A 25,931-nucleotide genomic window follows, 5' to 3' on the forward strand; every position below is an offset into this window, starting at 1 on the left:
TGGTTGCACATGATTGACAGAACTTCGTCCCAGGCGCTGGCCATCGGGTCAGTGGCGGTGTCCCTGCTGGTGCTGCTGCTCAAGGTCCTGGCATGGCATTTGACCGGGTCGGTCGCTCTGTATTCCGACGCAATGGAATCTTTGGTCAACGTAGTTGGCGCGCTGCTGGCGTGGTTCGCCATTCGGATGGCGGAGCGTCCTGCCGACAGCAATCACCCTTTCGGACATCACAAGGCCGAGAACTTCTCGGCCATCGCCGAGGGGACTCTGATCGTTCTCGCCGCAATCCTGATCATTCAGGAAGCCTGGGGTGCCTTGTTCGCCCCACACCTGGACCAACTCGGGCCGATCGGACTGGCAGTGAACGCCGCGGCCATGGTCCTGAACCTGGTCTGGGCACGCGTGCTGATCTCGGCGGGTCAGAAACGGCGCTCGCCGGCCATGACGGCCAATGGACGCCACCTGATGACCGACGTCTGGACTTCGGCCGGGGTCTTGTTGGGACTGATCCTCGTATTGCTGACAGGCTGGGCCGTTCTTGACCCGCTGCTGGCCATTCTGGTGGCCGCAAATATTCTGCGCGAAGGCTGGAAGGTCATTTTCCATTCGGCCGGAGATCTGATGGATTCCGCGGCCCACACCGAGGACACGGACATCATCGAAGCCGCCGTTCGGAACTCGTCTCAGGGAGCCTTGCAGATCCACGATCTGCGCACACGTCGGGCCGGCAAAGCCGTGTTCATCGAATTTCACCTAGTCGTCGATCGCAACATGACAGTCGGTGACGCCCACGACATCTGCGACGCGATCGAAGATGCAATCGCGGAAAAGCTGCCCGAGGCCCGGACCATCATTCACGTGGAGCCGGACTCTCAGCTCAAAGCCTCGGGGATCGAACCGGAATAAAGGTTCTACAGACGCCCGAAAACCTGCGCGAGGATACGCGACAGCCCTTCGGCATCGGCCTGCTCGAACGCATCGGGCTGATCGCTGTCGATATCAAAGACCCCGATGACCTGCCCCGCAGAATCCCGCACCGGCAGAACCAGTTCGGACCGGGTCGACGAGGCGCAGGCAATGTGCCCCTCAAACGCATCCACATCCGGGACCAGCTGAACCTCTCCGGTGCGCGCCGCTGCCCCGCAGACCCCGCGGGAGAATGGAATGACCAAACACCCGTGCCCGCCTTGATAGGGTCCGATCTTCAACAACTCCGGCTCGGTCACACGGTAAAACCCCGTCCAGTCAAAGCGGTCGTCGCTGTGATGCACCTCGCAGGCGACGGTGGCCATCAGAGCGACCTGATCAGTTTCACCTTCCGTCAGGGCTTCGATGGTTTTGGACAAGAGCGCGTAGTCAGCTTTCATGGGGTCATTTCCAAAGTGCAACCGGGCCGCAACCGCTGCGGCCCGGTTCAGCTAATGGCAAAATGCCAAAGCGTCAAACCCGCTCGATCGCGATTGCAGTGCCTTCACCGCCTCCGATGCAGATCGCGGCCACTCCGCGCTTCAGGCCACGCTTCTCGAGTGCATTTAGAAGCGTCACCATGATGCGTGCACCTGAGGCACCGATCGGATGACCAAGGGCGCAGGCGCCTCCGTTGACGTTGACCTTGTCGCGCGGCAGGCCCATTTCATGCATGAAGGCCATCGGAACAACGGCAAAAGCCTCGTTCACTTCCCACAGGTCCACGTCGTCCTTGCTCCAACCGATCCGTTCCAGCAGCTTCTGCGCGGCCGGGACCGGAGCCGTCGTGAAAAGGCCGGGCGCCTGGGCGTGGCTCGCGTGGCCCAGGATGCGGGCACGGACATTCAGGCCGCGCGCCTCAGCCGTGTCAGCCGCGGCAAGAACCAGCGCCGCCGCGCCATCCGAGATTGACGAGGAATTGGCCGCCGTCACCGTGCCATCCTTGCGGAATGCCGGCTTCAGCGTCGGTATCTTTTCCGGCCGCGCCGATTTGGGCTGCTCATCCGAATCCTGAATGATTTCACCTTTGCGGCTTCGGACCGTGACGGCTGCGATCTCGTCCGAGAAGGCCCCGCTGGCCTGCGCTTCGAGCGCATTCGACAGCGACTTCAACGCGTATTCGTCCTGCGCCTCTCGGGTGAATTGATAAGCCTCGGCGCAGTCTTCAGCAAAAGTGCCCATCAGGCGGCCCTTGTCATAGGCATCCTCCAGCCCGTCCAGGAACATGTGATCCACCACCTGGCCGTGACCGATACGCGCCCCGCCGCGCATCTTGGGCAGCAAGTAGGGCGCATTCGTCATGCTTTCCATTCCACCCGCAACCATCGAGTCTGCATGGCCAAGCGCGATCTGATCGAACGCCATCATTGCCGCCTTCATGCCCGACCCGCACATCTTGTTCAGTGTGGTCGCAGGTACCTCTTCACCCAGACCTGCCGCGAACCCTGCCTGCCGCGCCGGAGCCTGCCCCTGACCGGCGGGCAGAACGCAGCCCATCAAAACCTCGTCGACCGTCTGCGTCTTGGCGTTTTCAAGCGCCGCACGAATGGCGACGCCACCCAGTTCTGCCGCAGGCACGCCGTCGAACATTCCTTGAAACCCGCCCATCGGCGTCCGGGCCGCACCAGCGATCACAACCTCTTTCATGTGACGACTCCTCCTTTTGTCGTGTGCTTGGATACCGAATGGTAAGAAATGCCGTCTAGCGTATTTCTACGATCGATCGACGGAATCCGAGGGGAGTCACGTGGCACTGAGCAGCAAAACGACAGGCGAAACGCAGATCATCACAGTCGACGCCGCCCGCATCGACGCCGCCATGGCGATACAGTTCAAGGAAGACATGCGGACCCAAACCGCAGATGGCGCCGGTCGGATCATCCTGGACCTGTCTGCGGTCGAGTTCATAGACTCCAGTGGATTGGGCGCGATCGTGGCGTCCATGAAGCAACTTGGAAATGGGCGCGGGCTGGAACTGGCGGGATTGCAGCCTGTCGTGGCCAAGGTTTTTCGGCTGACGCGTATGGATACGGTTTTCAAACTGCATCCCAACTTGGATGACGCGCTGGCCTCCGAGTTGGAGTGAAGCGCCAGGGGGCAAATGGCGTGACAGTCAACTGCGAAGACGGCCGACTCGAAGTGGCGTTCCCTGCCGTCGAAGCCGAGGCCAGCCGCGCCATTGCTTCGCTGCAGGCAGGGCTGTCAAATTTCGGCTTGCCGGGGCAAAAGACTGCCGACATCAAGATCGTGTTGGCCGAGGCGATCAACAATGTTGTCGAACACGCCTATGCTGAGCGCGCGCCCGGAATTGTCCGGGTTTCCGTGCTGGACTCCAAAGATTACCTGGAGGTCCAGATCACTGACACCGGGCACCCCTTGCCCGGCCTGAAGATGCCTGATGGCATTCCTGCCAGTGTGGAAACCGATACTTCAAACCTGCCCGAAGGTGGATTCGGTTGGTTCCTGATCCGCACATTGGCCGACGAGGTGCGGTATGACCGCAGAAACGGCCAAAACCTGCTATTCTTGCGGTTTGAGCGCACAAAAAAAGCGGATCGGCCACAATAACGCCCAGATCGGACCATTGTCGCGCCGCAAACGACTGGCAGAAACAAGGGGTAGCTCAGATAGCTTCCCTCGGCGCCATGTGTCACAGCCCCCACCCAGTGAACGGCGCCGAGGACCTTCTCCTTGAAATGACTGGACATCAGCCAACGGCACCCTAGTGTCGACGCGTTCAGGAGGAGACCCATTCCATGCGCGATTTCCACGCCCCCGGCCGTTCCGAGGTTTTATCGACCGAAGGGATGTGCGCAACCTCGCATCCGCTGGCTGCAAAGGTGGCGCTGGATATTCTGGGCCGCGGCGGAAACGCAATGGACGCCGCCATTGCCGCGGGCGTACTTCTGGGCATCTGCGAACCGCAGATGACAGGTCTGGGTGGCGACTGTTTCGTTCTTTTCAATCGCGCGGGCGAAACGACGGTTCGCGCGCTGAACGGCTCTGGGCGGGCGCCCGCTGCAGCCTCGGCCGAAGATCTGCGGGCTCGTGGGTTGGCTACGGTGCCACTTGACGGCCCCGAAGCGGTGACAATCCCCGGCGCCGTCGACGCATTCTGCCACCTGTCAGAAGCCGAGGGCCGATTGGGGATCGAGGCCCTTCTTCAACCTGCAATTCACTATGCCGAAACGGGCGTTCCAGTTGCACCCCGCGTTGCGCATGACTGGTCGCTCGGGGCCGAAACACTGCAGGGCGCAGCGCGGGATCACTATCTGATCGACGGCCGCGCCCCAACGACAGGTCAGATGTTTCGCGCTCCGGGTCAGGCAGAAGTCCTGCGTCGCGTGGCCCGAAATGGGCGTGACGCCTTTTACGAGGGCGAAATCGCCGATGACATGCTGGCTGCCTTGAATTCCCGAGGCGGGATTCATTCGGCCACCGATTTTCACGACACAAAGTTCATCGAAGCCTCACCGGTTGGAGGTGACTACCGCAACGCTGAACTGCTTGAACATCCGCCGAACGGACAAGGCGCGACTGCGATCCTGCTTCTTAACATCCTTAAGCATTTCGACATTGCCGGCATGGACCCGTGGGGCGCCGAACGGGCGCATATCGAAGCCGAGGCGACCAAGCTGGCCTACGATGCACGCAACCGGTTCATCGCCGACCCGGATCATACGTCGCGCATGGAACATTTTCTGGCGCCGGAAACGGCGGCAAAGCTGGCCGAGCTGATTGATCCCCGGCGCGCCATGACCGCCGCCGCCCCGCTGACCGAAGCGGTGCACAAGGACACGGTTTATGTCACGGTCGTCGACCGGGATCGTATGGCTGTTTCTCTGATCTATTCGATCTTCCACAGCTTCGGATCGGGCATCGCCTCGGAAAAGTTCGGCATTCTCCTGCAGAACCGCGGATGTGGTTTCAACCTTGAACCGGGGCATCCGAACGAGCTAGGCGGCGGCAAGCGCCCGATGCACACCATCATTCCCGCGATGCTGAAGCAAAACGGCCAGATTGCCATGCCGTTCGGCGTGATGGGCGGGGCCTATCAGCCGACGGGCCACGCGCGCCTGGTTTCCAACCTTCTGGATTTCGACTTGGGGCTGCAGCACGCCGTCGACGCGCCCCGCGTTTTTGCCGACGGTTCAATCTTGAAGATCGAACCCGGCTACGATCGCAGGATCGCGCAACAATTGTCAGACTTGGGTCACAATGTCGTCGATACGGAAACACCTTTGGGCGGTGCACAGGCGATCCGAATCCATCAAAGCGGAGTATTGGAAGGCGCTAGCGACCCCCGAAAGGACGGCTGCGCTTTGGGTTACTGACGCCGCAACGGCGTCAGCACCGCATCAGTTCAGTTGGAAGTGCAGCGGATAGCTGCCGTCCTGAAACGGCCCGAACATGTTGGGAATGTCAGGATGATCAACAGGTTCGCCTGACTGGTCGGCAATCAGATTTTGCTCTGATACATAAGCCACATAGAAGGATTGATCGTTCTCGGCCAGCAAATGGTAGAACGGCTGATCCTTGATCGGGCGGCTGTCTTCGGGAATTGCCTCGTACCATTCCTCGGTGTTCGCAAATTCCGGATCCACGTCAAAAATCACCCCTCGGAAGGGATGTTTCTTGTGACGAACCACCTGGCCCAGGCGGTACTTTGCATGTGTCTTCAGCATTGTTTCAGCCCCCAAGGCACTTACTAAACCTTTCCGCCGGCAATTGCCAATCATTGATCTGAAATTCCCGGAAACAGTCTGTGAACCTATGCCTGACAGTCGGCGGCCTGCTGCACAGTTTCTTATACGATTGTGATTTCCTCAGCCTGCAATCTGCGCTAGAATAAAGAAAAAAAGGCACGAGGCACATGAGCAGAAAACTTCTCGTACTCTTCGGGGTGCTGTTTTTGGCATCCTGTGGGGGCGGCGCACAGCGTCCGCCCAGCAACCTCAATGACGCTTGCGCCATCGCGCGCGAGCGGCCGGACATGATCAAGGCGTTCAAAAGCACCGAACGCAAATGGGGTGTCCCGGTTCATGTCCAGATGGCAACCATCTACCAAGAAAGCCGCTATCGTCACGACGCGCGGACGCCCCACAAATATGTTCTGGGGGTTATTCCGATGGGCCGTCAGAGCAGCGCCTATGGCTTCAGCCAGGCCCTCGACGGAACCTGGGAAGAATATCAGCGCGAAACTGGGAAGCGGCGCGCCAAGCGTGACCGCATTCGTGACGCGTCAGATTTCGTCGGATGGTACATGAACAAAAGCAGTCAGAAGATCGGCATCTCGACCAGCGACACGCGGAACCAATATCTGGCGTATCACGAAGGTCGCGCGGGTTACGCACGCGGCAGCCACTACGGTAAAACATGGCTGTTGAACGTAGCCAACGACGTGGATGCACGTGCGCAGATGTACCAGGCGCAGCTGTCCAGCTGCCGCTACTGAAAGAGCCGCGGGTCAGCGGTTTTCTGACCCGCGCCGCGCCTTGTTCGAAAACAGGTCACTGTCGATTCTGACATCTTCGTTGAGGGGTCCCAGCAGCACCGTGGTTTGACCCCCGGCGTTGTCGTAGATGACCCATTTCCTCAACTCGATCGGATTTGCCGTGAACATCAGCTCGATCCGTCCGGACTCGGGGTTTTTCGGGTCCTGCGCGGTGACGACCGTGGCTGTGCCATCAAATGTGTGGCCGACCACCATGTTGGCCTGCGACAGGTTCACGTTGCGCGCCAGAACCAGCGACAGCGGCGTGCGCTTCAACGGGTACTGCTCGGGCGGCTGGTTTGATTTGGGGTCGAACACCATCACGGTGCCGGCATTAGCCAGCACGACCGCACTGTTGGGCGGATCGTATTCGAACCGCATCTTGCCGGGGCGCTGCAGCCACAGCTTGCCGGTACTCAGCGATCCGTCATCGTTGACTTGGGTAAACGTCGTCTGAACGGCCTTCAATCCGTTCAGATAGTTCGAGATCTGCGACAAGGGCAGCTTGTCGGCGGCCCAGGCTGCCGGGGCAGTCAAAGCAAGGGCAAGGGCAAAGGCAATCTGTTTCATGACACACAGATATGCGCTCTGCCCTTGTTATTAAATATCCTACTGTTCCGGGACGAGGATTTCGCGTTTGCCCACGTGATTTGCTGCCGAAACAACGCCTTCGTCCTCCATCTGCTCGACCAGCCGCGCGGCCTTGTTGTAGCCGATGGCAAGTTTTCGCTGGATGTACGAGGTTGAACACTTGCGATCCTTGATCACGATGGCAACCGCCTGATCGTACAGGGCGTCCTCACCATTGGTGTTGCCGCCGGTATTCAGGCCCAGAACCGCGTCGATATTGTCGGCCTTGTCCTCGGACGGTCCATCCAGCACGCTGCCGACATAGTCCGGCGGACCATACTGCTTGAGGTGGTTCACCACCTCCTCGACCTCTTCATCGGACACGAACGGCCCGTGGCAGCGGGTGATCTTGGCTCCGCCAGCCATATACAGCATGTCGCCCTGCCCCAGCAGCTGCTCGGCCCCCATTTCCCCCAGGATGGTCCGGCTGTCGACTTTCGACGTCACCTGGAACGAGATCCGGGTCGGGAAGTTAGCCTTGATCGTACCGGTGATGACGTCTACCGAGGGCCGCTGCGTGGCCATGATCAGGTGGATGCCCGAGGCCCGTGCCATCTGCGCCAGACGCTGGATACAGGCTTCGATCTCCTTGCCGGCCACCATCATCAGGTCAGCCATCTCATCGACGATGACGACGATATAGGGCATGGCCTTGGGTTCGAACTCTTCGGTCTCGAAGATCGGCTCTCCGGTTTCGTCGTCGAACCCGGTCTGGACCGTGCGGCTGAACATCTCGCCCTTGGACAGCGCGTCCTTCACCCGGCCGTTGTAGCCGGCGATGTTGCGCACGCCCATCTTGGACATCTTGCGATAGCGGTCCTCCATCTCGCCCACGACCCATTTCAGGGCGACCACCGCCTTTTTCGGGTCGGTCACCACCGGCGACAGCAGGTGCGGGATGCCGTCATAGACGGAAAGCTCCAGCATCTTGGGGTCGATCATGATCAGGCGGCACTCATCCGGTGTCAGCTTGTAGAGCAGCGACAGGATCATCGTGTTGATTGCCACCGACTTGCCTGAACCGGTCGTCCCGGCGATCAGCAGGTGAGGCATCTTGGCCAGGTTGGCCACGACCGAGTCGCCGCCGATATCCTTGCCCAGCGCCAGCGGAAGCGCATGGGTGCCGTCGCCGAAATCGCGGCTTGCCAGGATTTCGCGCAGGACCACCATCTCGCGGTTCTCGTTGGGCAGTTCGATGCCGATGACTGAGCGTCCGGGCAGGGTCGAGACCCGCGCCGACAGGGCCGACATCGACCGGGCGATATCATCCGCCAGCCCGATCACGCGGCTCGCCTTCAGGCCCGGCGCGGGCTCCAACTCGTACATCGTGACGACGGGGCCGGGGCGGACACTGACGATCTCGCCCTTGACGCCATAGTCATCCAGCACGTTTTCCAGCATCCGCGCGTTTTCCTCCAGCGCCTCGTCGCTCAGGTGATGTCGCGGGATGCCCGACGGGTTCGTCAACAGGCTGAGCGGCGGCAGTTCGAAATCCGTGTGCCGCTCTTCGAAGGACAGGCTGGGCTGAGCCTCGGCCTGAGCCCGTCGCGAGGGCAGGACATTGCGCCGGACAGGCTGCGCGACAACTGGCTTGCGCGGTTCGGCAACCGGGATCTTCATCGCCGGACGCGCCTCAGCGATTGGGTCTTCTGCATCCTCGAACACCTGATCGTCGTCGGCGTCCAAAGGCGAATACTCTGAGACCTGGTCTTCGGTGAACGTCTCAATTTCCGCATAAGGCTGCGCTGGCTGACTGGTCAACGGCGGCTCGGGCGGAAGCCCGGCAGCAGTCAGTGGAGGCTCGGTCGGAAGGTTGCCCGCTCGCGGCGCATTCAGGATCAGCGGGTCGGGGCCACGGCCACGCCCCTTGGTCAGCGGGCGGTTCGGATCAGGCTCGGGCGCGATTTCACCGGTGGCGACCTTGCGGTTCTGGATCACCGCGGAAATCTTTGAGCGGATCCGGTCCTCACCCGGCATCTCGTCATATCCGGTGACGGGTTCCGGGTCGACCAGTTCGGGTTCGGGCATCGGCTCGGGGCGGCGGATCAGGCCGGGCATGCGCGCAAGCAGGCCCGTTTTGACGGGCTCGGGTGCAGCGATCTCGGGCTCTTCAAAGACCGGATCGGCATAGGCCAGTTCATCCTCGAATTCGGCACCGGCGGCCTGGGTTGCCTTGCGTTCCTGCCACTTTTCCCGGCGCGCCTGCGCGGCACGGGCCGTGGCCGACGCCCCCTGCCCCAGCGCGGTCATCAGCATGTCATAGGCCATCACCAGACCCAGCAGGAAAGTCCGGAACCCGCGCCGGACATCCGACTTGGTGAAGCCCAGAACAAAAACGCCCAACGCCAGCATACCGGCCGCCATGGCCAGCGACATCAGCTTGACCATGAAATGCGACGAGATGGGCAACAGCGTCAGCAGCGCCCCCATCACCGTATCGCCGAACAGGCCGCCCAGGCCAAAGCTGTGCGTCGCTCGCCATTCAGCTCCGGGCACCAGCGTCGCGGCATAGACCGAAAGGACGGCGATCCAGATCGGCGCGAAAATCAGGCGGGCCACGGCGCGATCCTCGCCGAAATGGCCGGCGAACCGCACGCCCCAGCCGACCAGCACCAGCGCGATGCCAAAGCTGCCCCAGCCCACGATCATGAACAACGGCGCGGCGATCGAAGCGCCGAACCGGCCCAGCCAGTTCTGCACCGGCGCGTCGGTCGAGACCATCCAGTTCGGATCATCCGGCGTGTAGGACCAGATCATCGCCGCGGCGGCCAGGCCGGCCAAGATCAAGGCGATCCCGATCAGTTCCTTGCTGCGCCGCTCGATCGCGGCCTGGGTAGTGCTGTCCAACAATGGGTCGCGGTTGCGCGCGTTGTAAGATGCCATGTGCCCTCGTACCTCACGAATAGATACAGTCGCGGAGCGTGATCAGCCCGCGCTGCATCTCTGTTTTTGGGGCCACCATCGCGACCCTGATAAAGCCTTTGCCCGGGTTCTGCCCCGGATCCCCTTGTGAAAGATATGCGCCCGGCAGGACCCGAACCCCGGATTCCTGCCACAGCTTCAATGCGGCCTGCTCGCCATCTTCGACAGGCAGCCATAGAAAGAACCCCGCCTCGGGCGGCATATAGCCCTGAACGCCCGCGAACACCTGATCGGCGATGGCGTATTTTTCCTGATACAGCGCGCGGTTTTCCTGAACATGCGCCTCGTCGGCCCAGACTTTGGCCGCGGCGGCCTGCAACGGCGACGGCAAAGGCGCCCCGGCATAGGCGCGCAACTGCTTGACCCGCTTGATGCTTTCCGGCCCGCCCGCTATCAGCCCCGACCGCAGCCCTGCCAGGTTCGACCGTTTCGACAGCGAGTTGAACAGCGTGATCCGCTCGGGGTCGGCGCCCAGCTCCTGCGCGACGGTCAGGATGCCGGTGGGCGGCGTGTCGCGGTAGATCTCGGAATAGCACTCATCGGCGAAGATGCGGAAATCGTACCGCTCGGCCAGCCGGATCAGCTCGGCCCAGTAGTCGCGCGAGGCGACGGCACCCTGCGGGTTGGCGGGCGAACAGATATAGGCGACGGCGGTGCGGTTCAGCACATCCTCTGGCAGGCCGGCATAGTCCGGTAGATGCCCGGTGGCCGCGGTGGCCGGCACGAAATACGGCTGCGCCCCGACCGAGATCGAGGCCACCATGTAGACCTGGTAGAACGGGTTGGGGCACAAAACGATCGGCTGCTGGCCGTTCTTCTGCTCGGGGCAGAGCGCCATGGCGGCGTTATACAACCCCTCGCGCGTGCCGTTCAGTGCCATGATGTTGGTCTCGGCGTCCATCCGCACGCCATAGCGACGGTCGATCCAGTCGGCGATGGCCCCGCGCAGCGCGTCGGACCCCTCGTTCGGCGGGTATTTCTGAAATCCGGCGGCATTTTCCACGATGACATCGGTCACCCAGGGCGGAAAGTCATGCTTGGGCTCGCCAATCGTCATATGCACGACATCGCCGCCCGGCGCGTGATGGTCGAGCAGGGCGCGTAGACGCGGAAAAGCATAGGCCGGTAGGTTCGAAAACCGCTCGGGGAAATTCATGACTGCTGCCTCGATACCGGGATCATTGGCGCCCCGGTTTTCCAGCAGATTACAGGCCGAACCCCCGCGCGTCCAGACAAAGAGGTTCCGAATCAGGGGATTGTGGCATTCAGGTCAGAACCGCCTCGGCCGCCGCACCCAACCGCAAAAGCGCCTCTTCCGAGCCCGGATAGCCCAACATCATCAGCCCGCAGGACGGTATCGTGGTGGGCAGCGACAGCGCCGCCAGCCCCATCAGGTTGCCGATCCGGGTGTTGCGCAGGGCCAGAAGGTTCTCGGTGACGTAGTAGTCATGGTCGTTCATTAGCCGATCCAGATCCGGCGGCAGGATCGGAGCGGTCGGGGCCAGAACCGCGTCGAATCCGGCGGTGGCCGCGTCCCAGGCCGATCGGCAGGCCTTCAGCCGAGACCATGCGGCCACGTAATCCGGGCCGGAATGCCCCTTGCCCGCGCGGAACCGTTCAAGGATTTCGGGATACATCGCCTCGGGGTTGGCCTCGATCACGTCGCGCCACAGGCCATAGGCTTCGGTGGTGTAAAGGACACCGGACAGGCCCATCGCCTCGGCCAGCTCCGGCACCTCCAGCGGCACGATCTCGGCCCCGGCATCGCGCAGGCGATCCAGCGCCTCGGCATAGGCCTGGCGTGGTGCGTCGCGCAAATCGTCCTGCGCGATGGTCTGCAGATCGACAAACCGCCGCCCCTTGAGGCCGGCGCCCCGCAGATCGGCCGGCGTTCCGCCCTCCAGCAGCGCCAGCATCTGCGCCGCATCCTCGACCGACCGAGTCAGCGGGCCGACCGTGTCGAACCGCAGGCACAAGGGGACCACGCCCTCAAGACTCAGCCGACCCGAGGTGGTCTTCAGCCCCACCAGGTCGTTCCACGCGGCCGGAATGCGCACCGATCCGCCCGTATCCGAGCCGATCCCGCAGGCTGCCAGACCAAAGGCCACCGAAGCCGCTGCGCCCGAAGACGACCCGCCCGGAACCGCCTTTTCGTCATTCACGCAGGGCGGCGTCGCGGTGACGGGGTTCAGGCCAAGGCCCGAGAAGGCCAGCTCGCTCATATGCGTCTTGCCCAGACAGACCGCGCCCATGGCCGTCGCGTTGCGCAGAACGGTTGCGTCATGGTCGGGAACCCGGCCGCGCAGCAGGGCCGATCCGGCCTCGGTTCCGATCCCGGCGGTGTCGAACAGATCCTTCCAGCTGATCGGCACCCCATCCAGCAGGGACCGGCGCAGCCCTTGGGCCGCCCGTTCCTTGGCTGCGCGGGCTTCGGCGCGGGCGCGGTCATGCGTGACGCGGGCATAGATGCGGTCGCGGTGCGGATGGGCGTCGATGGCCGCCAGATAGACCTCGGTCAGCTCCTCGGGATCGATCTGACCCATGCCGATCCCCCGGCCCAGGTCACATGCCGTCATGGTCAGCCAGTCCTGCATCTTTGCCCCCTTGTCGGAAAAATTCGTGTTTCGGCGACGGTAGCGACAGGACTGCACATGGACAATCCCGAAAGGGCGCGCATATTGCACCGCATGACACAGGTTTCCGATATCTTGATCGTGGGCGGCGGGCTGAACGGCCCCGCCCTGGCGCTGGCGCTGGCGCAGACCGGGCACACCGTTACCGTGATCGACGCACTGGCCGAGAAGGTGCGCAAGAACGCGGCGTTCGACGGGCGTGCCTATGCGCTGGCGCTGGCCTCGCAACGGTTGCTGGCCGCGATCGGCATTTGGGAGCGGGTCGCGGACCACGCCCAGCCGATGTTGGAGATCAAGGTCACCGATGGCCATGCGGGCGCAGGCCCGTCGCCGTTTTTCATGCATTTCGACCATGCCGAGATCGAGGAAGGCCCGATGGGCTATATGGTCGAGGACCGTCACCTGCGGCGCGCGTTTCTTGCGGCGATGGAGGCAGAACCGGCGATCACTCGGGTCGATGGCAAAACCGTGGTTGCGCAGGAAACCGGGCCTGGTGGCGTGACCGTGACGCTGGATGACGGATCGGCGCTGTCCGGTCGGCTTCTGGTGGGGTGCGACGGCCGCCGCAGCGGCACCGCCGCCCGCGCCGGGATCAAGCGGACCGGATGGGACTACGGCCAGACCGCGCTGGTCTGCGCCATCGAACACGACCTGCCGCATCACGGCATCGCACATCAGTTCTTCATGCCCCCCGGCCCGCTGGCGATCCTGCCGCTGACCGGCAATCGCAGCTCGATCGTCTGGAGCGAACGCTCTGACACCGCGCAGCGCATCAACGCACTGGACGAGGCCGAGTACCTTCAGGTCCTGCGGCCCCGGTTCGGCGATTTTCTGGGGGACATCCGCCTGCAGGGTGACCGATTCACCTATCCGCTGAACCTGACCATCGCCAATTCCTTCATCGCAGACCGTCTGGCGCTGGTGGGCGATGCCGCCCATGGCATGCACCCGATCGCCGGTCAGGGGCTGAACGCCGGGCTGCGCGACGTCGGCGCGCTGGCCGAGGTGCTGATACTGGCCGGGCGACGCGGCGAGGACATCGGCTCGGTGCTGGTTCTGGAGCGTTATCAGGAATGGCGTCGCTTTGACACGGCCGCCCTGGCAATGGCGACGGATGTGTTCAACAAGCTGTTTTCGAACGACAATCCGATACTGCGGCTGGGGCGCGACATCGGAATGGGCATCGTGGGCTCCCTGCCCAGCCTGCGCCGCGGCTTCGTGCGCGAGGCCGCCGGTTTGACAGGCGACCTGCCCAAGCTGCTGCAGGGCCGCCCGATCTAGTCGAGCTTGCGCGCCTCATCCACCAGCATCACCGGAATCCCGTTGCGGATGGGAAAAGCCAGACCAGCGGCTTTCGAGACCAACTCCTGCCGCTCGGCGTCATATTCCAGCGTGGTATGAGTCTGTGGGCAGATCAGCGCCTCGAGCATGTGGCGGTCGAATCCCGGTTCCGTCTCTGTCATTGCAATTGTTCCTCGTTTGAACCCCCGCGCAGCGAGAATTCGATCAGTGTGACAAGCGTTTCGCGCCGGGTGCGCAGACAGGGCGCCTCAAGCAGGGCCTGCTTGTCCTCAGGGTCGAAATCCAGAAGCATAGACAGGGAATTGACCAGCAATTCGTCATCCGCCTCGTTCAGTGACTCCCAATCGGTCGACAGTTGGCGGGCGGAAAAGTAACGCCCCAGCAGACGCAGGAAACCGGACCGGTCGAACGTATCGTCTATTTCCCCTTTGCCCAGATCGCGGTCGAACCCGTCCCAGGTAACGGCGCAGCGACGATACGGCGTGAAACCATCCAATTCGGATTGGATGCGAAACCGGGACACACCGGACAGAGTGATCAGATAGCGCCCGTCTTCGGTCTCGGAAAACTGCGTGACACGTCCGGCGCATCCGATCCGATGCAATTTGGTGTCGTCGTTCTGACAAGGGTTCGGCTGGACCATGCCGATCAACCGCTCTTTGGTTTTCAAGGCGTCATCCAGCATTTGCAGGTAGCGGGGCTCGAAAATATGCAGCGGCAGGCGTGACCGGGGCAGCAACAGCGCCCCGGGCAGAGGAAACACGGACACCGTGTCCGGCAGATCGGCGGGATGCATCATGTTTCCGATTCTAGCTCTGATGCGCGGTTAGGCAAATATCATCGAGCTGAGTTTGCGGCGACCGTTCAAAACGATCGGGTCATTGGCCTTGAGCGCATCGAAGATGGTGAACAACTGCGCCTTGGCTGCGCCATCATTCCATTCCCGATCGCGGCGGAACAGCTCCAGAAGCTGGTCAACCGCCTCGGCGGCCTTGCCGTTGGCATAGAGCGCTTGCGCCAGGTCAAACCGGGCCTGATGGTTGTCGGGATCTGCTTCGACCGCTGCCGTCAACTCGGCCACCGGCCCGGCATTTGCGGCCTGTTTGGCCAGTTCCAGCTGCGCATGGGCAGCTTCCAACTCGGCCGTCGTTGAAATCTCGGCCGGAGCGCCGTTCAGGATCGCCTCGGCCTGATCAAGGTCACCCATCGCGATATGCGCCCGCACCAGGCCGCCATAGGCCGCGGCATGTTTGGGGTCTTCGCCAAGAATGGCGGCAAAGGTCTGGGCCGCATCCACTGCCGCGCCATCATTCAGCATCTCTTCGGCGGCCTCCACGGCCTCGTCCAGCTGGCCGCCCGGGCTCTGGCCCCCGGCGGCCTCGATCACACGGTCGATAAAGGCCTTGATCTCCGATCCTGGCAAAGCGCCTTGGAACCCGTCAACCGGCTGCCCCTTGAAGAAGGCGTAGACGGTCGGAATCGACTGGATACGCAATTGCGAGGCGATCATCTGCGCCTCGTCCACGTTGATTTTCACCATCTTGACCGCGCCCTTGGCCGCGGTCACGGCCTCTTCCAAGGCCGGACCCAAGGTCTTGCACGGACCGCACCAGGGCGCCCAGAAGTCGACGATAATGGGCAATTCCTGCGATGCCTCGACGACATCGGCCATGAAAGTGGCCTCGGTTCCGTCTTTGATCAGATCGGTGGCTGCGGGGCTGCCTGCGCCGTTCAGAAGTTCCATGGCATTCACTCTCCGGATTCAGTCTTGGGCCTTATATGCAACCAGCCGACCGGGAAACCAAGGGCCGAGTTGCGGAATCCCGCACCGATCAAAGATCGAAACTGGCAAAGACGGGCGCGTGGTCGCTGGGCTTCTCCCAGCCGCGCGCGTCACGCAGGACGCGGCTGGAATGGCCGGCGTTCGAGATATCAGGCGTCGCCCAGACGTGATCCAGGCGCCGCCCCTTGTCAGCCGCATCCCAGTCGCGGGCGCGATAGGACCACCAGCTGTAGAGCTGTCCCTCGGGGATGTCCTGCCGGGTGATATCGACCCAGCCGCCCGCATCCTGCGTCTCGGCCAGTTGCGCGACCTCGATCGGCGTGTGCGACACGACCTTGAGCAGTTGCTTGTGCGACCACACGTCATCCTCGCGCGGGGCGATGTTCAGGTCACCGACCAGAATGGATTTCTGCGGCTTTTCAGCGTGGAACCAGTCCCGCATGTCGGTCAGGTAATCCAGCTTCTGGCCAAATTTCTCGTTCACCTCGCGATCGGGAACGTCGCCGCCTGCCGGGACGTAGAAATTGTGGATGATCACCCCGTTTTCCAATCGCCCCGCCACATGCCGGGCATGGCCCAGCCCGGCAAAGTCCTGATCGCCCAGATCCGTGATCGGCAGGCGCGACAGGATGGCCACGCCGTTATAGCCCTTCTGACCGCGGGCGATCATGTGGGTGTAGCCCAGTTCCGCGAATCCCTCGGTCGGGATCTTGTCGACCGGCGATTTGCACTCTTGCAGGCAGAGCACGTCCGGCGCTTCTTCCTGCAGCAGCTTCAGCACGATGGGCTCGCGCAGGCGAACGGAATTGATGTTCCAGGTGGCCAGAGTGAAAGGCATGATCGGGGTTCCCTTGTCGCGACTCGGGCAAACTAGCGCGGCAGGTGCCGGGGTGCCATCCGAAAAAAAGCCGGGCCAAAGGCCCGGCAGTCCAACAGGGAGGTACATGTCATGACCCGGACATGCACGGGATGGGATTATCCTAAAGATGCTTCAAGAGTATCACTTTGATCCACATCAATCCACCTATGGTTACGACACCAGTCGATATCCACCAGATTCTGTGACCAAAAGGCGCGCATTGGAGGGATCGGGCTCGATTTTCTGACGCAGGCGGTAGATGTGCGTTTCCAGCGTATGTGTGGTTACACCGGCGTTGTAGCCCCAGACCTCGTGCAGCAGCACATCGCGCGCCACCACGCCGTCGGTCGAGCGATACAGGAATTTGAGAATGTTGGTTTCCTTCTCGGTCAGCCGAATCTTGCGGTCGTCCTCGGTGATCAACATCTTCATCGCGGGTTTGAAGGTATAGGGCCCCAGGACAAAAACCGCATCCTCGGATTGTTCATGCTGGCGCAGCTGCGCACGGATCCGGGCCAGAAGCACCGGGAACTTGAACGGCTTTGAGACATAGTCGTTGGCACCCGCGTCCAAACCCAGGATCGTATCGGCGTCGCTGTCATGGCCGGTCAGCATCAGGATCGGGCTCTTGACCCCCTGCTTGCGCATCAGCCGGCACAGCTCGCGCCCATCTGTGTCGGGCAAACCCACATCCAGGATCACAAGGTCATAGATGGCTTCGCGCGCCCGCTCCATCGCGGATTGGCCGTCGGAGGCTTCGAATACATCAAAGTCCTCGGTCATCACCAACTGCTCGCTGAGCGCTTCGCGCAGGTCTTCATCGTCATCGACCAGCAGAATTTTCTTGAGTTGCGCCATGTCCCGGTCCTCCTAAACCTTTTGCAACACTTGAGCTTGGAAGATGCAATCAACAAGTTTTGCTGCAATGCTCTCACGCCCTCGTGTCTGGTGGGCCGGAAATGTTTCACATTTCCTTTCGAACGGGCTAGGACGAGGGTCGAACGTTACAGGATAACATCAATGAGTCTCATTCCAGACATCACCGAGTTGCTGGCCCGGGCGCGTGCCGACCTTCGGATGGGCGTTCCGGTCGTGCTGACGGATGACGGGGATTTCAGCGTTGTTGCCGTCGCCGCAGAGACACTCAACCCGCAGCGTCTGGCGGACCTGAGGGGGCTTGGCGACACGCCTGTGGTTGCCATCACAGGACGACGGGCCGAAACGCTGAAAGCCCGCGCCTATGACGGTGATCTTGCTCGGGTCGTGATACCGGCCGAGGCTGATCTGGGGTGGGTGCAGGCGGTTGCAGACCCGTCCGATGACCTGAATGCCCCGATGAAGGGGCCCTTGATGACTCAGCGCCAGGGCAATGCGCACCTGCATCGCATCGCAATCGCACTGACAAAATCCGCCCGCCTGCTGCCCGCTGCGGTGGTGGTTGCGGTCGAAAACGGCCGGGCCTTTGCGGCGACACACGGTCTGACCTGCATCGACCACACACGCGCCGCGCCGCATCTGGCCGATCGCAGCCCCTTGCACGAGGTGGTTGCCGCGCGCCTGCCGATGGAGGTGTCCGAGGCCGGTCGTCTGCACGTCTTCCGCCCAGAGGACGGTGGCGAGGAGCACTATGCCATCGAAATCGGCCGGCCGGATCGCTCGAAAACTGTTCTGGCGCGGTTGCATTCGGCCTGTTTTACCGGTGACCTGATGGGCAGCCTGAAATGCGACTGCGGCCCGCAACTTCGCGGCGCCCTGGCCCAGATGGGGGCCGAGGGGCATGGCGTCCTGCTGTATCTCAACCAAGAGGGTCGCGGGATCGGCTTGGCCAACAAAATGCGCGCCTATTTCCTGCAGGATCAGGGCTTCGACACGGTCGAAGCCAACCACCGGCTTGGGTTTGAAGATGACGAGCGCGACTTCCGCCTTGGATCGGACATCCTGAAATCGCTTGGGTTCAGTTCGGTCCGGTTGCTGACCAACAACCCGGCCAAGATCGCAATGATGGAACGGACCGGGATTGCCGTTACCGAGCGTGTGCCGCTGAAGGTCGGGGAAACCGCCCACAACCGGGCCTATCTGGCAACCAAGGCCTCGAAATCGGGCCACTTGCTGTGAGCCCTCTTGATCTGGTGGTGACGCCGACCGGAGTGCGGTTCTTCGGCCGCAGGTTTCCCTGCACCATCGGCAGAGGTGGCCTTAGCAACCAAAAGCGCGAGGGCGACGGGGCCACCCCCACAGGGCACCACCACATTGTCGGAATGCTGTACCGCCCGGATCGGATTGCGCCTCCCGCCCCGTGGGCTTTGCCCATCGGGCCGGGCGATCTGTGGTCGGATGACGATGGGGATCAGGACTACAACCAACACGTTCGGGCGCCCTATCCATGCAGTCACGAACGCCTGCGTCGGGCTGACCCGCTGTACGATCTGGTGCTGATTACCGATTGGAATTGGCCCGTCGCCACACCCGGGCGCGGATCAGCGATCTTTCTGCATCAGTGGCGCAGACCGGGTTATCCGACCGAAGGCTGCGTGGCGTTCCAGCGCGACGATCTGCACTGGATCGCGCGGCGCGTCGCACCCGGAACCCGGATCATCATTCCGCGGGTTTGACCCGGTCACCAAAAATGGCCGACCCCACCCGGACATGAGTTGCACCCAGCGCGATCGCGGTTTCAAAATCGCTGCTCATCCCCATGGACAGGCCTTCCAAACCGTTTCGGCGCGCGATCTTGGCCAGCAGAGCAAAATGCAGCGCGGGCTCTTCGTCGACGGGCGGAATGCACATCAACCCACGCACCGGCAGGTCAAGTGAGCGGCATTCGGCGACAAAATCATCGGCCTCGGCGGGCATAACCCCGGCTTTCTGGGCCTCTTCGCCGGTATTCACCTGAATGAACAGCTCAGGACACTGCCCCAGCTCTTGCGCCAGCCGCGCAAGGGTTTTGGCCAGTTTGGGACGGTCGACCGAGTGGATCGCGTTGCACAGCTCCATCGCCTGCCGCGCCTTGTTGGTTTGCAGCGGACCAATCAGATGCAGATCAATATCGGGATAGCTTTCACGGAAGGCGGGCCACTTGCCGGCGGCCTCCTGCACCCGGTTTTCACCAAAACACCGGTGACCCTGCTTCAACACGGCCTCGACCCGATCGTTGGGCTGCACCTTGGATACAGCAATCAGCCGGACCGAGCCCTTGGGGCGGCCGGCTGCGGCTTCGGCCTTGGCGATGCGGGCGGTGATTTCTTGCAGCGACATGGATTCCCTCTGTTTCCATTTGTCCGCAGAAAAACACCATGTCGGTACAAAAGAAAAGGGCGGGTCCGAAGACCCGCCCTCAAACCTTGCGGTTCAGATCAACTTAGAAGTTGAACTGAGCACCGAAGTCAGCGCGCAGGCGGCTGTCGCCGTCACCGGCTTTCGACTGGCCGATACCACCGCGCAGCGATGCACCGCCGCCCAGGTCGTAGATGGCGCCAATGCCGTACTGCTGGGTGTCGTTGTCAGCCGAACCGTCGCCGTAAGCGAAGGTCAGGGTGGTTGCAGCGCCAACGTTGTAGGCTGCCGACAGACCGTATGCGGTACCGTTCAGGTCCTCGTCTGCAACGTCATCGTCTGCGACGAAGATGGTGCCCGAGAAGTCACCGAATTCAGCACCCAGGGTCAGAACTGCCAGGCTCTGCTTCTCAACAACGTCGCCGATGGCGCTGGTTTCACCATAAGCAACAGCTGCGGTGAAGTTGTTGAAGCTGTAGGTGAAGCTGATGTCCCAGCGGTCTGCGCTGTCTGCAACACCGTTCAGGCCAAAGGTTGCCTGGTCGTACGATGCGCCGAAGGCGAAGTCACCAACTGCGTACTGGAAGAACACAGCGTTCGAACCAGCACCGGTCGACGAGTAGCCCAGGAAGCTGTAGTCAACGCCCGAGTACTGACCGATGAAGTTTTCCAGGCCCGGCTCGTTACCGTAGTAGTTTGCCAAGTTGTCGAACGAACCAGCAACGTTGCCGGCGTCAACACGCAGACCACCGTAGATGACCGAGAAGCGAGCGCCGTTCAGGCCGGCTGCGTTTGCTTCGCCGTTGCCGGCGTTTTCGTCAGCCTGCAGACGAACACGTGCTTCAAAGCGGACGCCACCGTCGGTTTCCGCGATGCCGTCGATGTTCAGGCGGAAGCGCGAGACCAGGATGGTTTCGTCGGTCGAAACGGTCGTGGTGTTGGTGGTGGTGGTGGTAACCGTCGCACCACTGGTTGTGGTCACGGTGGTCATGCCGCCACTTGCGGTAGTGGTCATAGCGGCTTGGCCGGTGTTGAAGTTGGTCACAACGCCGGTACGGTCTTCCAGGTAACCGATACCAAAGCGGCCATAACCGCTGAACTTAACTTCGGCCGCGGCAACCGATGCGGTTGCGATCAGTGCGGTCGATGCGAAGAGAACTTTTTTCATCTTGTTTCCCTCGGTTTCAATAATTTCTACTCGACACATACCTGCTGCATATGTCTCAGCACGCAGACCGTTTCGCTCTTTTTGCCCCTGTTGCGCAAGCATGCCTTGGACAGCTTCGGTTCTTTGGCCCCAAATTGGTGCAAGGATGCCACAGTCGAATTCACCCCGATATTTCAGCGGCACCGGTACGTAAGCCAAGAATGGGGTTGTTGCAGCACAGTACGTTGTCTAGGAGTATCTCCTAGCAAAGCAAAACATGTGAAAACAGGACCTGCCGACGATGCGCCTGCTGACGATTTTGGGTTTGACCGTTTTGACTGCCTCCGTTTCTGCGTGCGGACAGAATCGGAGCACGTCGCCCAACCCCAATGTTCTATCCGCCGACGGCAGCTCGTCCGAGGCCCGCGAGCTCAACGATCCGAATCGTTCGACCATCTGGGATGTGTTCGGCCCCAACAACTCGGAACAGGTCACCCAGGTCAACCGGTACCTTTGGGCGGCGTCGCTGGATGTGCTCAGCTTCCTGCCGGTGCAGGAGGTGGATCCGTTTACCGGCGTTATCATAACGGGTTACGGCAAACCGCCGGGCGGTGGGCGGTCCTATCGGGCAACGGTGCACATCAGTGATCCGGCCCTGGCGGCGCGGTCCCTTTCGGTGGCTCTGCAGACCAGCGGGGGCGCTCCGGTCAGCGCGGCGACCACGCGTGCGGTCGAAGATGCGATTCTTTCGCGGGCGCGCCAGCTACGGATCGCGGACAACAAGCTCTAGCAACCCGCAGAAAATCACAATATTACCACGCCGGGCCCCTGCCCGGCGTTTTCATTCACGAAGGACCGCATGATGTCGCGTTACTCGGCCAACGAAATCGAAGCAAAATGGCAAGAGGCCTGGGACAAGGCCGGGATCTTCACCGCCAAACGGACGGCGGACAAGCCGAAATACTATGTGCTGGAAATGTTCCCCTATCCGTCGGGGCGCATCCATATGGGGCATGTGCGCAACTACACCATGGGTGACGTGATCGCGCGCCACAAGTTGAGCACCGGGCACAACGTTCTGCACCCGATGGGCTGGGACGCCTTCGGGATGCCGGCGGAAAACGCGGCCATGGCCATCGGCGGCCACCCCAAGGACTGGACCTATGGCAACATCGCCGACATGCGCGCGCAGATGAAGCCGCTGGGCCTGTCGATCGACTGGTCGCGCGAGTTCGCGACCTGCGACCCGGAATATTACGGCCAGCAGCAGGCGCTGTTCCTCGACATGCTGGATGCGGGGCTGGTCTATCGCAAGAACGCCGTGGTCAACTGGGACCCGGTGGACATGACCGTGCTGGCCAACGAACAGGTGGAAAGCGGCCGCGGCTGGCGCTCGGGCGCATTGGTCGAGCGGCGCGAGCTGACCCAGTGGTTCTTCAAGATCTCCGAGTTCTCGGAAGAGCTTCTTGATGCGCTGGATACGCTCGACAACTGGCCCGCCAAGGTGCGGCTGATGCAGGAAAACTGGATCGGCAAGTCACGCGGGCTGGAGTTTTCCTTCGAGCGCACCGACGGCAGCGCACCCATCACCGTCTATACCACGCGACCGGACACGCTGTTGGGGGCGTCTTTCGTGGGTATCTCGCCCGATCACCCGATAGCCAAGCAGCTTGAGGCCGAGAACCCGGAAGTCGCTGAATTCGTTGCCGAATGCCGCAAGGGCGGCACCACGGAAGAGGCCATCGAGACCGGCGAGAAGCTGGGTTTCGACACCGGCATCCGCGTCAAACACCCGCTGGACCCGAACTGGGAACTGCCGGTCTGGATCGCGAATTTCATCCTTATGGATTACGGCACCGGCGCGATCTTTGCCTGCCCCGCGCATGACCAGCGCGACCTGGATTTCTGCCGCAAATACGACCTGCCGGTAATCGACACCTTCTTTGCCCTGGATGACGACACGCCGGTGGACAAGATCGCCTTCGTCCCGCCGAAAGAGCAGAAGGTGCGCTGGGTCAACCATTTCGCCGGTCTGACCGAGGCCACCGGACAGGAAGCCATCGACGCGACTATCGACTTTGCCGAGAAGGCCGGCTGGGGCAAAGGCGTGACCAAGTACCGCCTGCGCGATTGGGGCCTGTCGCGCCAGCGCTACTGGGGCTGTCCGATCCCGGTGGTACATTGCGACGATTGCGGCGTGGTGCCGGAGAAAAAGGAAAACCTGCCGATTCGCCTGCCCGACGATGTCACCTTCGACAAACCGGGCAACCCGCTGGATCGTCACCCGACCTGGCGCGACTGTGCCTGCCCGTCCTGCGGCAAACCGGCCAAGCGCGAAACCGACACGATGGACACTTTCGTCGATTCGTCGTGGTATTTCGCCCGTTTCACCGCCCCGCGGGCGGAAACGCCGACCGATCTGGCCGAAGCCGAGTACTGGATGAACGTGGACCAGTATATCGGCGGCATCGAACACGCCATCCTGCACCTGCTGTATTCGCGGTTCTTCGCCCGGGCCATGCATCTGACGGGGCATCTGCCGAAAAAGGCGATCGAGCCGTTCGACGCGCTGTTCACCCAGGGCATGGTCACCCATGAAATCTATCAGACCCGCGACGACAAGGGCCGCCCGGTCTATCACCTTCCCGAAGAGGTCGAGGACGGCAAGCTGAAGGCGACGGGCGAGCCGGTCGAGATCATCCCCTCGGCCAAGATGTCGAAATCGAAGAAAAACGTGGTCGACCCGGTCAGCATCATCTCGGCCTTCGGGGCGGATACCGCGCGTTGGTTCGTTCTGTCCGATTCGCCGCCCGAGCGTGACGTGGAATGGACCGCCGCCGGCGCCGAGGCCGCGCACAAGCACCTCAGCCGCGTGCATCGCATCGTGTCCGAGATCGCCGCGTCCGACGCCCCGGCCAATGCCGAGGACGAAGCGCTGCTGCGCGAGATGCACAAGACCATCCATGACGTGACCGGCGGGGTCGAATCCTTCGGCTTCAACGCCTCGATCGCCAAGCTCTATGCCTTTACCAACACGCTGGCCAAATCCAAGGCGGGCGCACAGGCCAAGCGGCAGGCGGCCAAGACGCTGGCGCAGCTGATGTCGCCGATGACCCCGCACCTGTCCGAAGAACTGTGGCAGATGCTGGGCGGCGAAAGGCTGGTGGCGCTGGCGCCCTGGCCGGTGGCAGACGAGTCGATGCTGGTCGATGACACCGTCACCCTGCCCATCCAGATCAACGGCAAACGCCGCGCCGAAATCAGCGTCGCCAAGGATCTGGACAAGACGCAGGTTGAAAAAATCGCGCTCAGCACCGAAGCTGTGCAGAAGGCGCTGGATGGCGCTGCTCCGAAGAAGGTGATCGTTGTTCCGGGCCGGATCGTGAATGTCGTTGTTTGACCGCAGAAACCTGCTGCTTTCGTTGGCGGCGTTGACCGTGGCGCCCGCTTGCGGGTTCCAGCCGGTTTATGCCCCGGGCGGCGCCGGCAGCGAATTGTACGGCAAGGTCGCCGTGTCAGCGCCGGATTCGGTCGAAAGCTACCTTCTGGTGCAGAATCTGGAGCAGTCACTGGGGCGCAGCGTCAGTTCGGCCAAGGATTACAGCCTGAATGTGCAGGTCTCTACTGTGACCCGCGGGGCCGCGATCACGACCTCGAACGAGACCAACCGGTATTCGATCGACGGGCGCGCCAGCTATACGCTGAAATCCAATGAAACGGGCCAGATCCTTGTGTCCGGCACTGTGGCCGATTTCGTAGGCTACTCCGCCGCGGGGTCCACCGTTTCCACGCTCGCTGATGAACGGGATGCCAAAGAGAGGCTGATGGTCATCCTGTCCGATCAGATCGTCACGCGCCTGTATTCCGCACCGGGCCTGGCTTCATGAAGCTGTCCCCGCGCGACGCCGAGGGGTATTTCGCCAAACCTGACCCCGACAAGACTGGATTGTTGATCTACGGCGCCGACGCAATGCGCGTCGCGCTCAAGCGCCAGCAGGTATTGGCCGCGCTGCTGGGCCCGGGTGCCGAAGAGGAAATGCGCCTGACCCGTCTTCCGGCCTCGGATTTGCGCGCGGATCCTGCCCTTCTGCTGGATGCCGTGAAGGCTGTGGGGTTCTTTCCCGGTGCGCGCGCCGTATTCGTCGAGGATGCAACCGACGCCGCAACCCCGGCGATCGCCGCCGCGCTCGAGGATTGGGCGCAAGGCGACGCCCAGATCATTGTGACCGCCGGGCAGCTCAAGGCCAGCTCGAAGCTGCGCAAAGCGTTCGAAGGCCATCGGGCTGCCTATGCGGTCGGAATCTATGACGATCCACCGTCGCGCGCGGAGATCGAGCGTGTTCTGGCCCAAGCCGGACTTGCGAGCGTTCCCCGTGACGCGATGTCCGTGCTCAGCGATCTGGCGACCGAACTCAGCCCGGGCGACTTTGCGCAAACCGTTGAAAAGCTGTCTCTTTACAAACGCGGTGATGCCTCAGGCGTTGCCGTCGAGGACATCGAGGCCTGCGCACCGCAATCCAATGAGGCGGCCCTGGATGACGTTCTCAACGTCGTTGCCGAAGGCCGATCCGGTGAAATCGGGCCCCTGATCCGACGGTTGCAGGCGCAGGGAACCAATGCGGTGTCCCTATGCATCGGTGCGACCCGCCATTTTCGCACGCTCTATGCCTGCGCCTCGGACCCCGGTGGCGCGGCGCAAGGGATCGGCAAACTCCGGCCGCCGGTCTATGGCAAACGGCGTGACCGGATCCTTCGGCAGGCGCAGACTTGGGGCGCGCACAAGCTGCAGACCGCTTTGACCGTGCTGACGGACACGGATCTGTCTCTCCGGTCGGCGGGGCAGACTGCCCCGGCCACGGCCCTGGTCGAACGCGCTCTGATCCGGCTGGCCATGCTGGCGCGGTCACGCTGAATTGAACTGA

The 25,931-nt window shown here is 62.2% G+C and carries 26 protein-coding genes; 12 read left to right on the forward strand and 14 right to left on the reverse strand.

Going from position 1 to position 25,931, the window contains the following annotated elements; all coding sequences use genetic code 11:
- Nucleotides 1–9: 9 nt before the first annotated feature.
- Nucleotides 10–906: a cation diffusion facilitator family transporter gene (locus ACR0FC_RS11280; protein WP_170341329.1), complete on the forward strand. Its 897-nt coding sequence runs from the start codon at nt 10–12 to the stop codon at nt 904–906.
- A gap of 5 nt (nt 907–911) precedes the next feature.
- On the opposite strand, the gene ACR0FC_RS11285 is transcribed toward ACR0FC_RS11280, so the two are convergent.
- Entirely contained in the window at nt 912–1,367 is a 456-nt protein-coding gene (locus ACR0FC_RS11285) for a GAF domain-containing protein (RefSeq protein WP_093964276.1), read from the reverse strand.
- Between the two features lie 73 nt (nt 1,368–1,440).
- Nucleotides 1,441–2,613: an acetyl-CoA C-acyltransferase gene (locus tag ACR0FC_RS11290; RefSeq protein ID WP_170341327.1), complete on the reverse strand. Its 1,173-nt coding sequence runs from the start codon at nt 2,611–2,613 to the stop codon at nt 1,441–1,443.
- 100 nt (nt 2,614–2,713) lie between these two features.
- On the opposite strand from ACR0FC_RS11290, the gene ACR0FC_RS11295 reads away from it, so the two are divergent.
- The 3 genes from ACR0FC_RS11295 (at nt 2,714) to ACR0FC_RS11305 (ending at nt 5,300) form a co-directional block, all read left to right on the forward strand.
- Nucleotides 2,714–3,052 carry an STAS domain-containing protein gene (locus ACR0FC_RS11295; protein ID WP_170341326.1) on the forward strand — a complete coding sequence of 113 codons (339 nt, stop codon included), beginning with the start codon at nt 2,714–2,716 and terminating at the stop codon, nt 3,050–3,052.
- Between the two features lie 20 nt (nt 3,053–3,072).
- Nucleotides 3,073–3,534 (forward strand): ATP-binding protein, encoded by a 462-nt coding sequence (locus ACR0FC_RS11300; protein WP_170341324.1) that lies wholly within the window; start codon nt 3,073–3,075, stop codon nt 3,532–3,534.
- A gap of 188 nt (nt 3,535–3,722) precedes the next feature.
- Nucleotides 3,723–5,300, forward strand: a complete 1,578-nt coding sequence (locus tag ACR0FC_RS11305; protein WP_170341322.1) for a gamma-glutamyltransferase family protein — start codon at nt 3,723–3,725, stop codon at nt 5,298–5,300.
- 24 nt (nt 5,301–5,324) lie between these two features.
- On the opposite strand, the gene hspQ is transcribed toward ACR0FC_RS11305, so the two are convergent.
- On the reverse strand, nt 5,325–5,651 hold the full coding sequence (hspQ, locus tag ACR0FC_RS11310) for a heat shock protein HspQ (RefSeq protein WP_170341320.1): 327 nt from the start codon (nt 5,649–5,651) through the stop codon (nt 5,325–5,327).
- 188 nt (nt 5,652–5,839) lie between these two features.
- On the opposite strand from hspQ, the gene ACR0FC_RS11315 reads away from it, so the two are divergent.
- Nucleotides 5,840–6,421 carry a transglycosylase SLT domain-containing protein gene (locus ACR0FC_RS11315; protein ID WP_093964271.1) on the forward strand — a complete coding sequence of 194 codons (582 nt, stop codon included), beginning with the start codon at nt 5,840–5,842 and terminating at the stop codon, nt 6,419–6,421.
- Nucleotides 6,422–6,433: 12 nt separating this feature from the next.
- Here ACR0FC_RS11315 and ACR0FC_RS11320 read toward each other — a convergent pair whose 3' ends face one another.
- The 4 genes from ACR0FC_RS11320 to ACR0FC_RS11335 all read right to left on the reverse strand — a co-directional run bounded on the left by ACR0FC_RS11320 (nt 6,434) and on the right by ACR0FC_RS11335 (nt 12,606).
- Nucleotides 6,434–7,030 (reverse strand): LolA family protein, encoded by a 597-nt coding sequence (locus ACR0FC_RS11320; protein WP_170341318.1) that lies wholly within the window; start codon nt 7,028–7,030, stop codon nt 6,434–6,436.
- Nucleotides 7,031–7,069: 39 nt separating this feature from the next.
- Nucleotides 7,070–9,973 (reverse strand): DNA translocase FtsK, encoded by a 2,904-nt coding sequence (locus ACR0FC_RS11325; protein ID WP_170341316.1) that lies wholly within the window; start codon nt 9,971–9,973, stop codon nt 7,070–7,072.
- A 13-nt stretch (nt 9,974–9,986) separates the two neighbouring features.
- Nucleotides 9,987–11,168: an aminotransferase class I/II-fold pyridoxal phosphate-dependent enzyme gene (locus ACR0FC_RS11330; protein ID WP_170341314.1), complete on the reverse strand. Its 1,182-nt coding sequence runs from the start codon at nt 11,166–11,168 to the stop codon at nt 9,987–9,989.
- Between the two features lie 109 nt (nt 11,169–11,277).
- On the reverse strand, nt 11,278–12,606 hold the full coding sequence (locus tag ACR0FC_RS11335; RefSeq protein ID WP_170341313.1) for an amidase: 1,329 nt from the start codon (nt 12,604–12,606) through the stop codon (nt 11,278–11,280).
- Nucleotides 12,607–12,663: 57 nt separating this feature from the next.
- On the opposite strand from ACR0FC_RS11335, the gene ACR0FC_RS11340 reads away from it, so the two are divergent.
- The gene (locus tag ACR0FC_RS11340) at nt 12,664–13,926 is read left to right on the forward strand and encodes an FAD-dependent monooxygenase (RefSeq protein WP_480656807.1); all 1,263 of its coding nucleotides are present in this window, start codon (nt 12,664–12,666) and stop codon (nt 13,924–13,926) included.
- Here the strand turns inward: ACR0FC_RS11340 and ACR0FC_RS11345 are convergent.
- The 5 genes from ACR0FC_RS11345 to ACR0FC_RS11365 form a co-directional block, all read right to left on the reverse strand.
- On the reverse strand, nt 13,923–14,108 hold the full coding sequence (locus ACR0FC_RS11345) for a Trm112 family protein (protein WP_093964266.1): 186 nt from the start codon (nt 14,106–14,108) through the stop codon (nt 13,923–13,925). The two genes, ACR0FC_RS11340 and ACR0FC_RS11345, sit on opposite strands and share 4 nt — an antisense overlap.
- The gene (locus tag ACR0FC_RS11350) at nt 14,105–14,746 is read right to left on the reverse strand and encodes an LON peptidase substrate-binding domain-containing protein (protein ID WP_093964265.1); all 642 of its coding nucleotides are present in this window, start codon (nt 14,744–14,746) and stop codon (nt 14,105–14,107) included. Before ACR0FC_RS11350 ends, ACR0FC_RS11345 begins: the two co-directional genes overlap by 4 nt.
- A gap of 27 nt (nt 14,747–14,773) precedes the next feature.
- Nucleotides 14,774–15,691, reverse strand: a complete 918-nt coding sequence (locus ACR0FC_RS11355; protein ID WP_170341311.1) for a thioredoxin family protein — start codon at nt 15,689–15,691, stop codon at nt 14,774–14,776.
- An 88-nt stretch (nt 15,692–15,779) separates the two neighbouring features.
- A complete protein-coding gene (locus ACR0FC_RS11360) occupies nt 15,780–16,568 on the reverse strand; it encodes an exodeoxyribonuclease III (protein WP_170341309.1) in 789 nt (262 codons plus the stop codon).
- A gap of 192 nt (nt 16,569–16,760) precedes the next feature.
- Nucleotides 16,761–17,447, reverse strand: a complete 687-nt coding sequence (locus ACR0FC_RS11365) for a response regulator transcription factor (protein WP_093964262.1) — start codon at nt 17,445–17,447, stop codon at nt 16,761–16,763.
- Between the two features lie 162 nt (nt 17,448–17,609).
- On the opposite strand from ACR0FC_RS11365, the gene ribA reads away from it, so the two are divergent.
- Nucleotides 17,610–18,704 (forward strand): GTP cyclohydrolase II, encoded by a 1,095-nt coding sequence (ribA, locus tag ACR0FC_RS11370; RefSeq protein WP_170341308.1) that lies wholly within the window; start codon nt 17,610–17,612, stop codon nt 18,702–18,704.
- On the forward strand, nt 18,701–19,201 hold the full coding sequence (locus tag ACR0FC_RS11375; protein ID WP_170341306.1) for a L,D-transpeptidase family protein: 501 nt from the start codon (nt 18,701–18,703) through the stop codon (nt 19,199–19,201). Before ribA ends, ACR0FC_RS11375 begins: the two co-directional genes overlap by 4 nt.
- Here the strand turns inward: ACR0FC_RS11375 and ACR0FC_RS11380 are convergent.
- Together ACR0FC_RS11380 and ACR0FC_RS11385 are read right to left on the reverse strand one after the other, a co-directional pair.
- Nucleotides 19,185–19,844, reverse strand: a complete 660-nt coding sequence (locus ACR0FC_RS11380) for a YggS family pyridoxal phosphate-dependent enzyme (RefSeq protein WP_170341304.1) — start codon at nt 19,842–19,844, stop codon at nt 19,185–19,187. The two genes, ACR0FC_RS11375 and ACR0FC_RS11380, sit on opposite strands and share 17 nt — an antisense overlap.
- Before the next feature lie 103 nt (nt 19,845–19,947).
- Complete coding sequence (locus tag ACR0FC_RS11385) at nt 19,948–21,030, reverse strand: porin (protein ID WP_170341461.1); 1,083 nt, start codon at nt 21,028–21,030, stop codon at nt 19,948–19,950.
- Between the two features lie 280 nt (nt 21,031–21,310).
- Between ACR0FC_RS11385 and ACR0FC_RS11390 the strand changes: the two genes are divergently transcribed.
- From ACR0FC_RS11390 to holA, 4 genes are all read left to right on the forward strand, one after another.
- Nucleotides 21,311–21,799: a DUF3576 domain-containing protein gene (locus ACR0FC_RS11390; protein ID WP_170341302.1), complete on the forward strand. Its 489-nt coding sequence runs from the start codon at nt 21,311–21,313 to the stop codon at nt 21,797–21,799.
- A gap of 72 nt (nt 21,800–21,871) precedes the next feature.
- On the forward strand, nt 21,872–24,409 hold the full coding sequence (gene leuS / locus ACR0FC_RS11395; RefSeq protein WP_170341300.1) for a leucine--tRNA ligase: 2,538 nt from the start codon (nt 21,872–21,874) through the stop codon (nt 24,407–24,409).
- On the forward strand, nt 24,396–24,896 hold the full coding sequence (lptE, locus tag ACR0FC_RS11400; protein ID WP_170341298.1) for an LPS assembly lipoprotein LptE: 501 nt from the start codon (nt 24,396–24,398) through the stop codon (nt 24,894–24,896). The genes leuS and lptE overlap by 14 nt, the downstream gene beginning before the upstream one ends.
- Nucleotides 24,893–25,921, forward strand: a complete 1,029-nt coding sequence (gene holA, locus ACR0FC_RS11405; RefSeq protein WP_170341296.1) for a DNA polymerase III subunit delta — start codon at nt 24,893–24,895, stop codon at nt 25,919–25,921. Before lptE ends, holA begins: the two co-directional genes overlap by 4 nt.
- Nucleotides 25,922–25,931 lie beyond the last annotated feature (10 nt).

The organism is Ruegeria sp. BB9, from assembly GCF_056539345.1.

Bases quoted from the DNA above. Each gene is read 5' to 3' on its own strand.
- ACR0FC_RS11385 (WP_170341461.1), bottom strand. From the start codon at position 21,030: ATGAAAAAAGTTCTCTTCGCATCGACCGCACTGATCGCAACCGCATCG.
- lptE (WP_170341298.1), top strand. From the start codon at position 24,396: ATGTCGTTGTTTGACCGCAGAAACCTGCTGCTTTCGTTGGCGGCGTTG.
- ACR0FC_RS11320 (WP_170341318.1), bottom strand. From the start codon at position 7,030: ATGAAACAGATTGCCTTTGCCCTTGCCCTTGCTTTGACTGCCCCGGCA.
- leuS (WP_170341300.1), top strand. From the start codon at position 21,872: ATGTCGCGTTACTCGGCCAACGAAATCGAAGCAAAATGGCAAGAGGCC.
- ACR0FC_RS11350 (WP_093964265.1), bottom strand. From the start codon at position 14,746: ATGATGCATCCCGCCGATCTGCCGGACACGGTGTCCGTGTTTCCTCTG.
- ACR0FC_RS11345 (WP_093964266.1), bottom strand. From the start codon at position 14,108: ATGACAGAGACGGAACCGGGATTCGACCGCCACATGCTCGAGGCGCTG.
- ACR0FC_RS11315 (WP_093964271.1), top strand. From the start codon at position 5,840: ATGAGCAGAAAACTTCTCGTACTCTTCGGGGTGCTGTTTTTGGCATCC.
- ACR0FC_RS11365 (WP_093964262.1), bottom strand. From the start codon at position 17,447: ATGGCGCAACTCAAGAAAATTCTGCTGGTCGATGACGATGAAGACCTG.
- ACR0FC_RS11355 (WP_170341311.1), bottom strand. From the start codon at position 15,691: ATGGAACTTCTGAACGGCGCAGGCAGCCCCGCAGCCACCGATCTGATC.
- ACR0FC_RS11360 (WP_170341309.1), bottom strand. From the start codon at position 16,568: ATGCCTTTCACTCTGGCCACCTGGAACATCAATTCCGTTCGCCTGCGC.
- ACR0FC_RS11285 (WP_093964276.1), bottom strand. From the start codon at position 1,367: ATGAAAGCTGACTACGCGCTCTTGTCCAAAACCATCGAAGCCCTGACG.
- holA (WP_170341296.1), top strand. From the start codon at position 24,893: ATGAAGCTGTCCCCGCGCGACGCCGAGGGGTATTTCGCCAAACCTGAC.
- ACR0FC_RS11325 (WP_170341316.1), bottom strand. From the start codon at position 9,973: ATGGCATCTTACAACGCGCGCAACCGCGACCCATTGTTGGACAGCACT.
- ACR0FC_RS11380 (WP_170341304.1), bottom strand. From the start codon at position 19,844: ATGTCGCTGCAAGAAATCACCGCCCGCATCGCCAAGGCCGAAGCCGCA.
- hspQ (WP_170341320.1), bottom strand. From the start codon at position 5,651: ATGCTGAAGACACATGCAAAGTACCGCCTGGGCCAGGTGGTTCGTCAC.
- ACR0FC_RS11330 (WP_170341314.1), bottom strand. From the start codon at position 11,168: ATGAATTTCCCCGAGCGGTTTTCGAACCTACCGGCCTATGCTTTTCCG.
- ribA (WP_170341308.1), top strand. From the start codon at position 17,610: ATGAGTCTCATTCCAGACATCACCGAGTTGCTGGCCCGGGCGCGTGCC.
- ACR0FC_RS11335 (WP_170341313.1), bottom strand. From the start codon at position 12,606: ATGCAGGACTGGCTGACCATGACGGCATGTGACCTGGGCCGGGGGATC.
- ACR0FC_RS11340 (WP_480656807.1), top strand. From the start codon at position 12,664: ATGGACAATCCCGAAAGGGCGCGCATATTGCACCGCATGACACAGGTT.
- ACR0FC_RS11290 (WP_170341327.1), bottom strand. From the start codon at position 2,613: ATGAAAGAGGTTGTGATCGCTGGTGCGGCCCGGACGCCGATGGGCGGG.
- ACR0FC_RS11305 (WP_170341322.1), top strand. From the start codon at position 3,723: ATGCGCGATTTCCACGCCCCCGGCCGTTCCGAGGTTTTATCGACCGAA.
- ACR0FC_RS11390 (WP_170341302.1), top strand. From the start codon at position 21,311: ATGCGCCTGCTGACGATTTTGGGTTTGACCGTTTTGACTGCCTCCGTT.
- ACR0FC_RS11280 (WP_170341329.1), top strand. From the start codon at position 10: ATGATTGACAGAACTTCGTCCCAGGCGCTGGCCATCGGGTCAGTGGCG.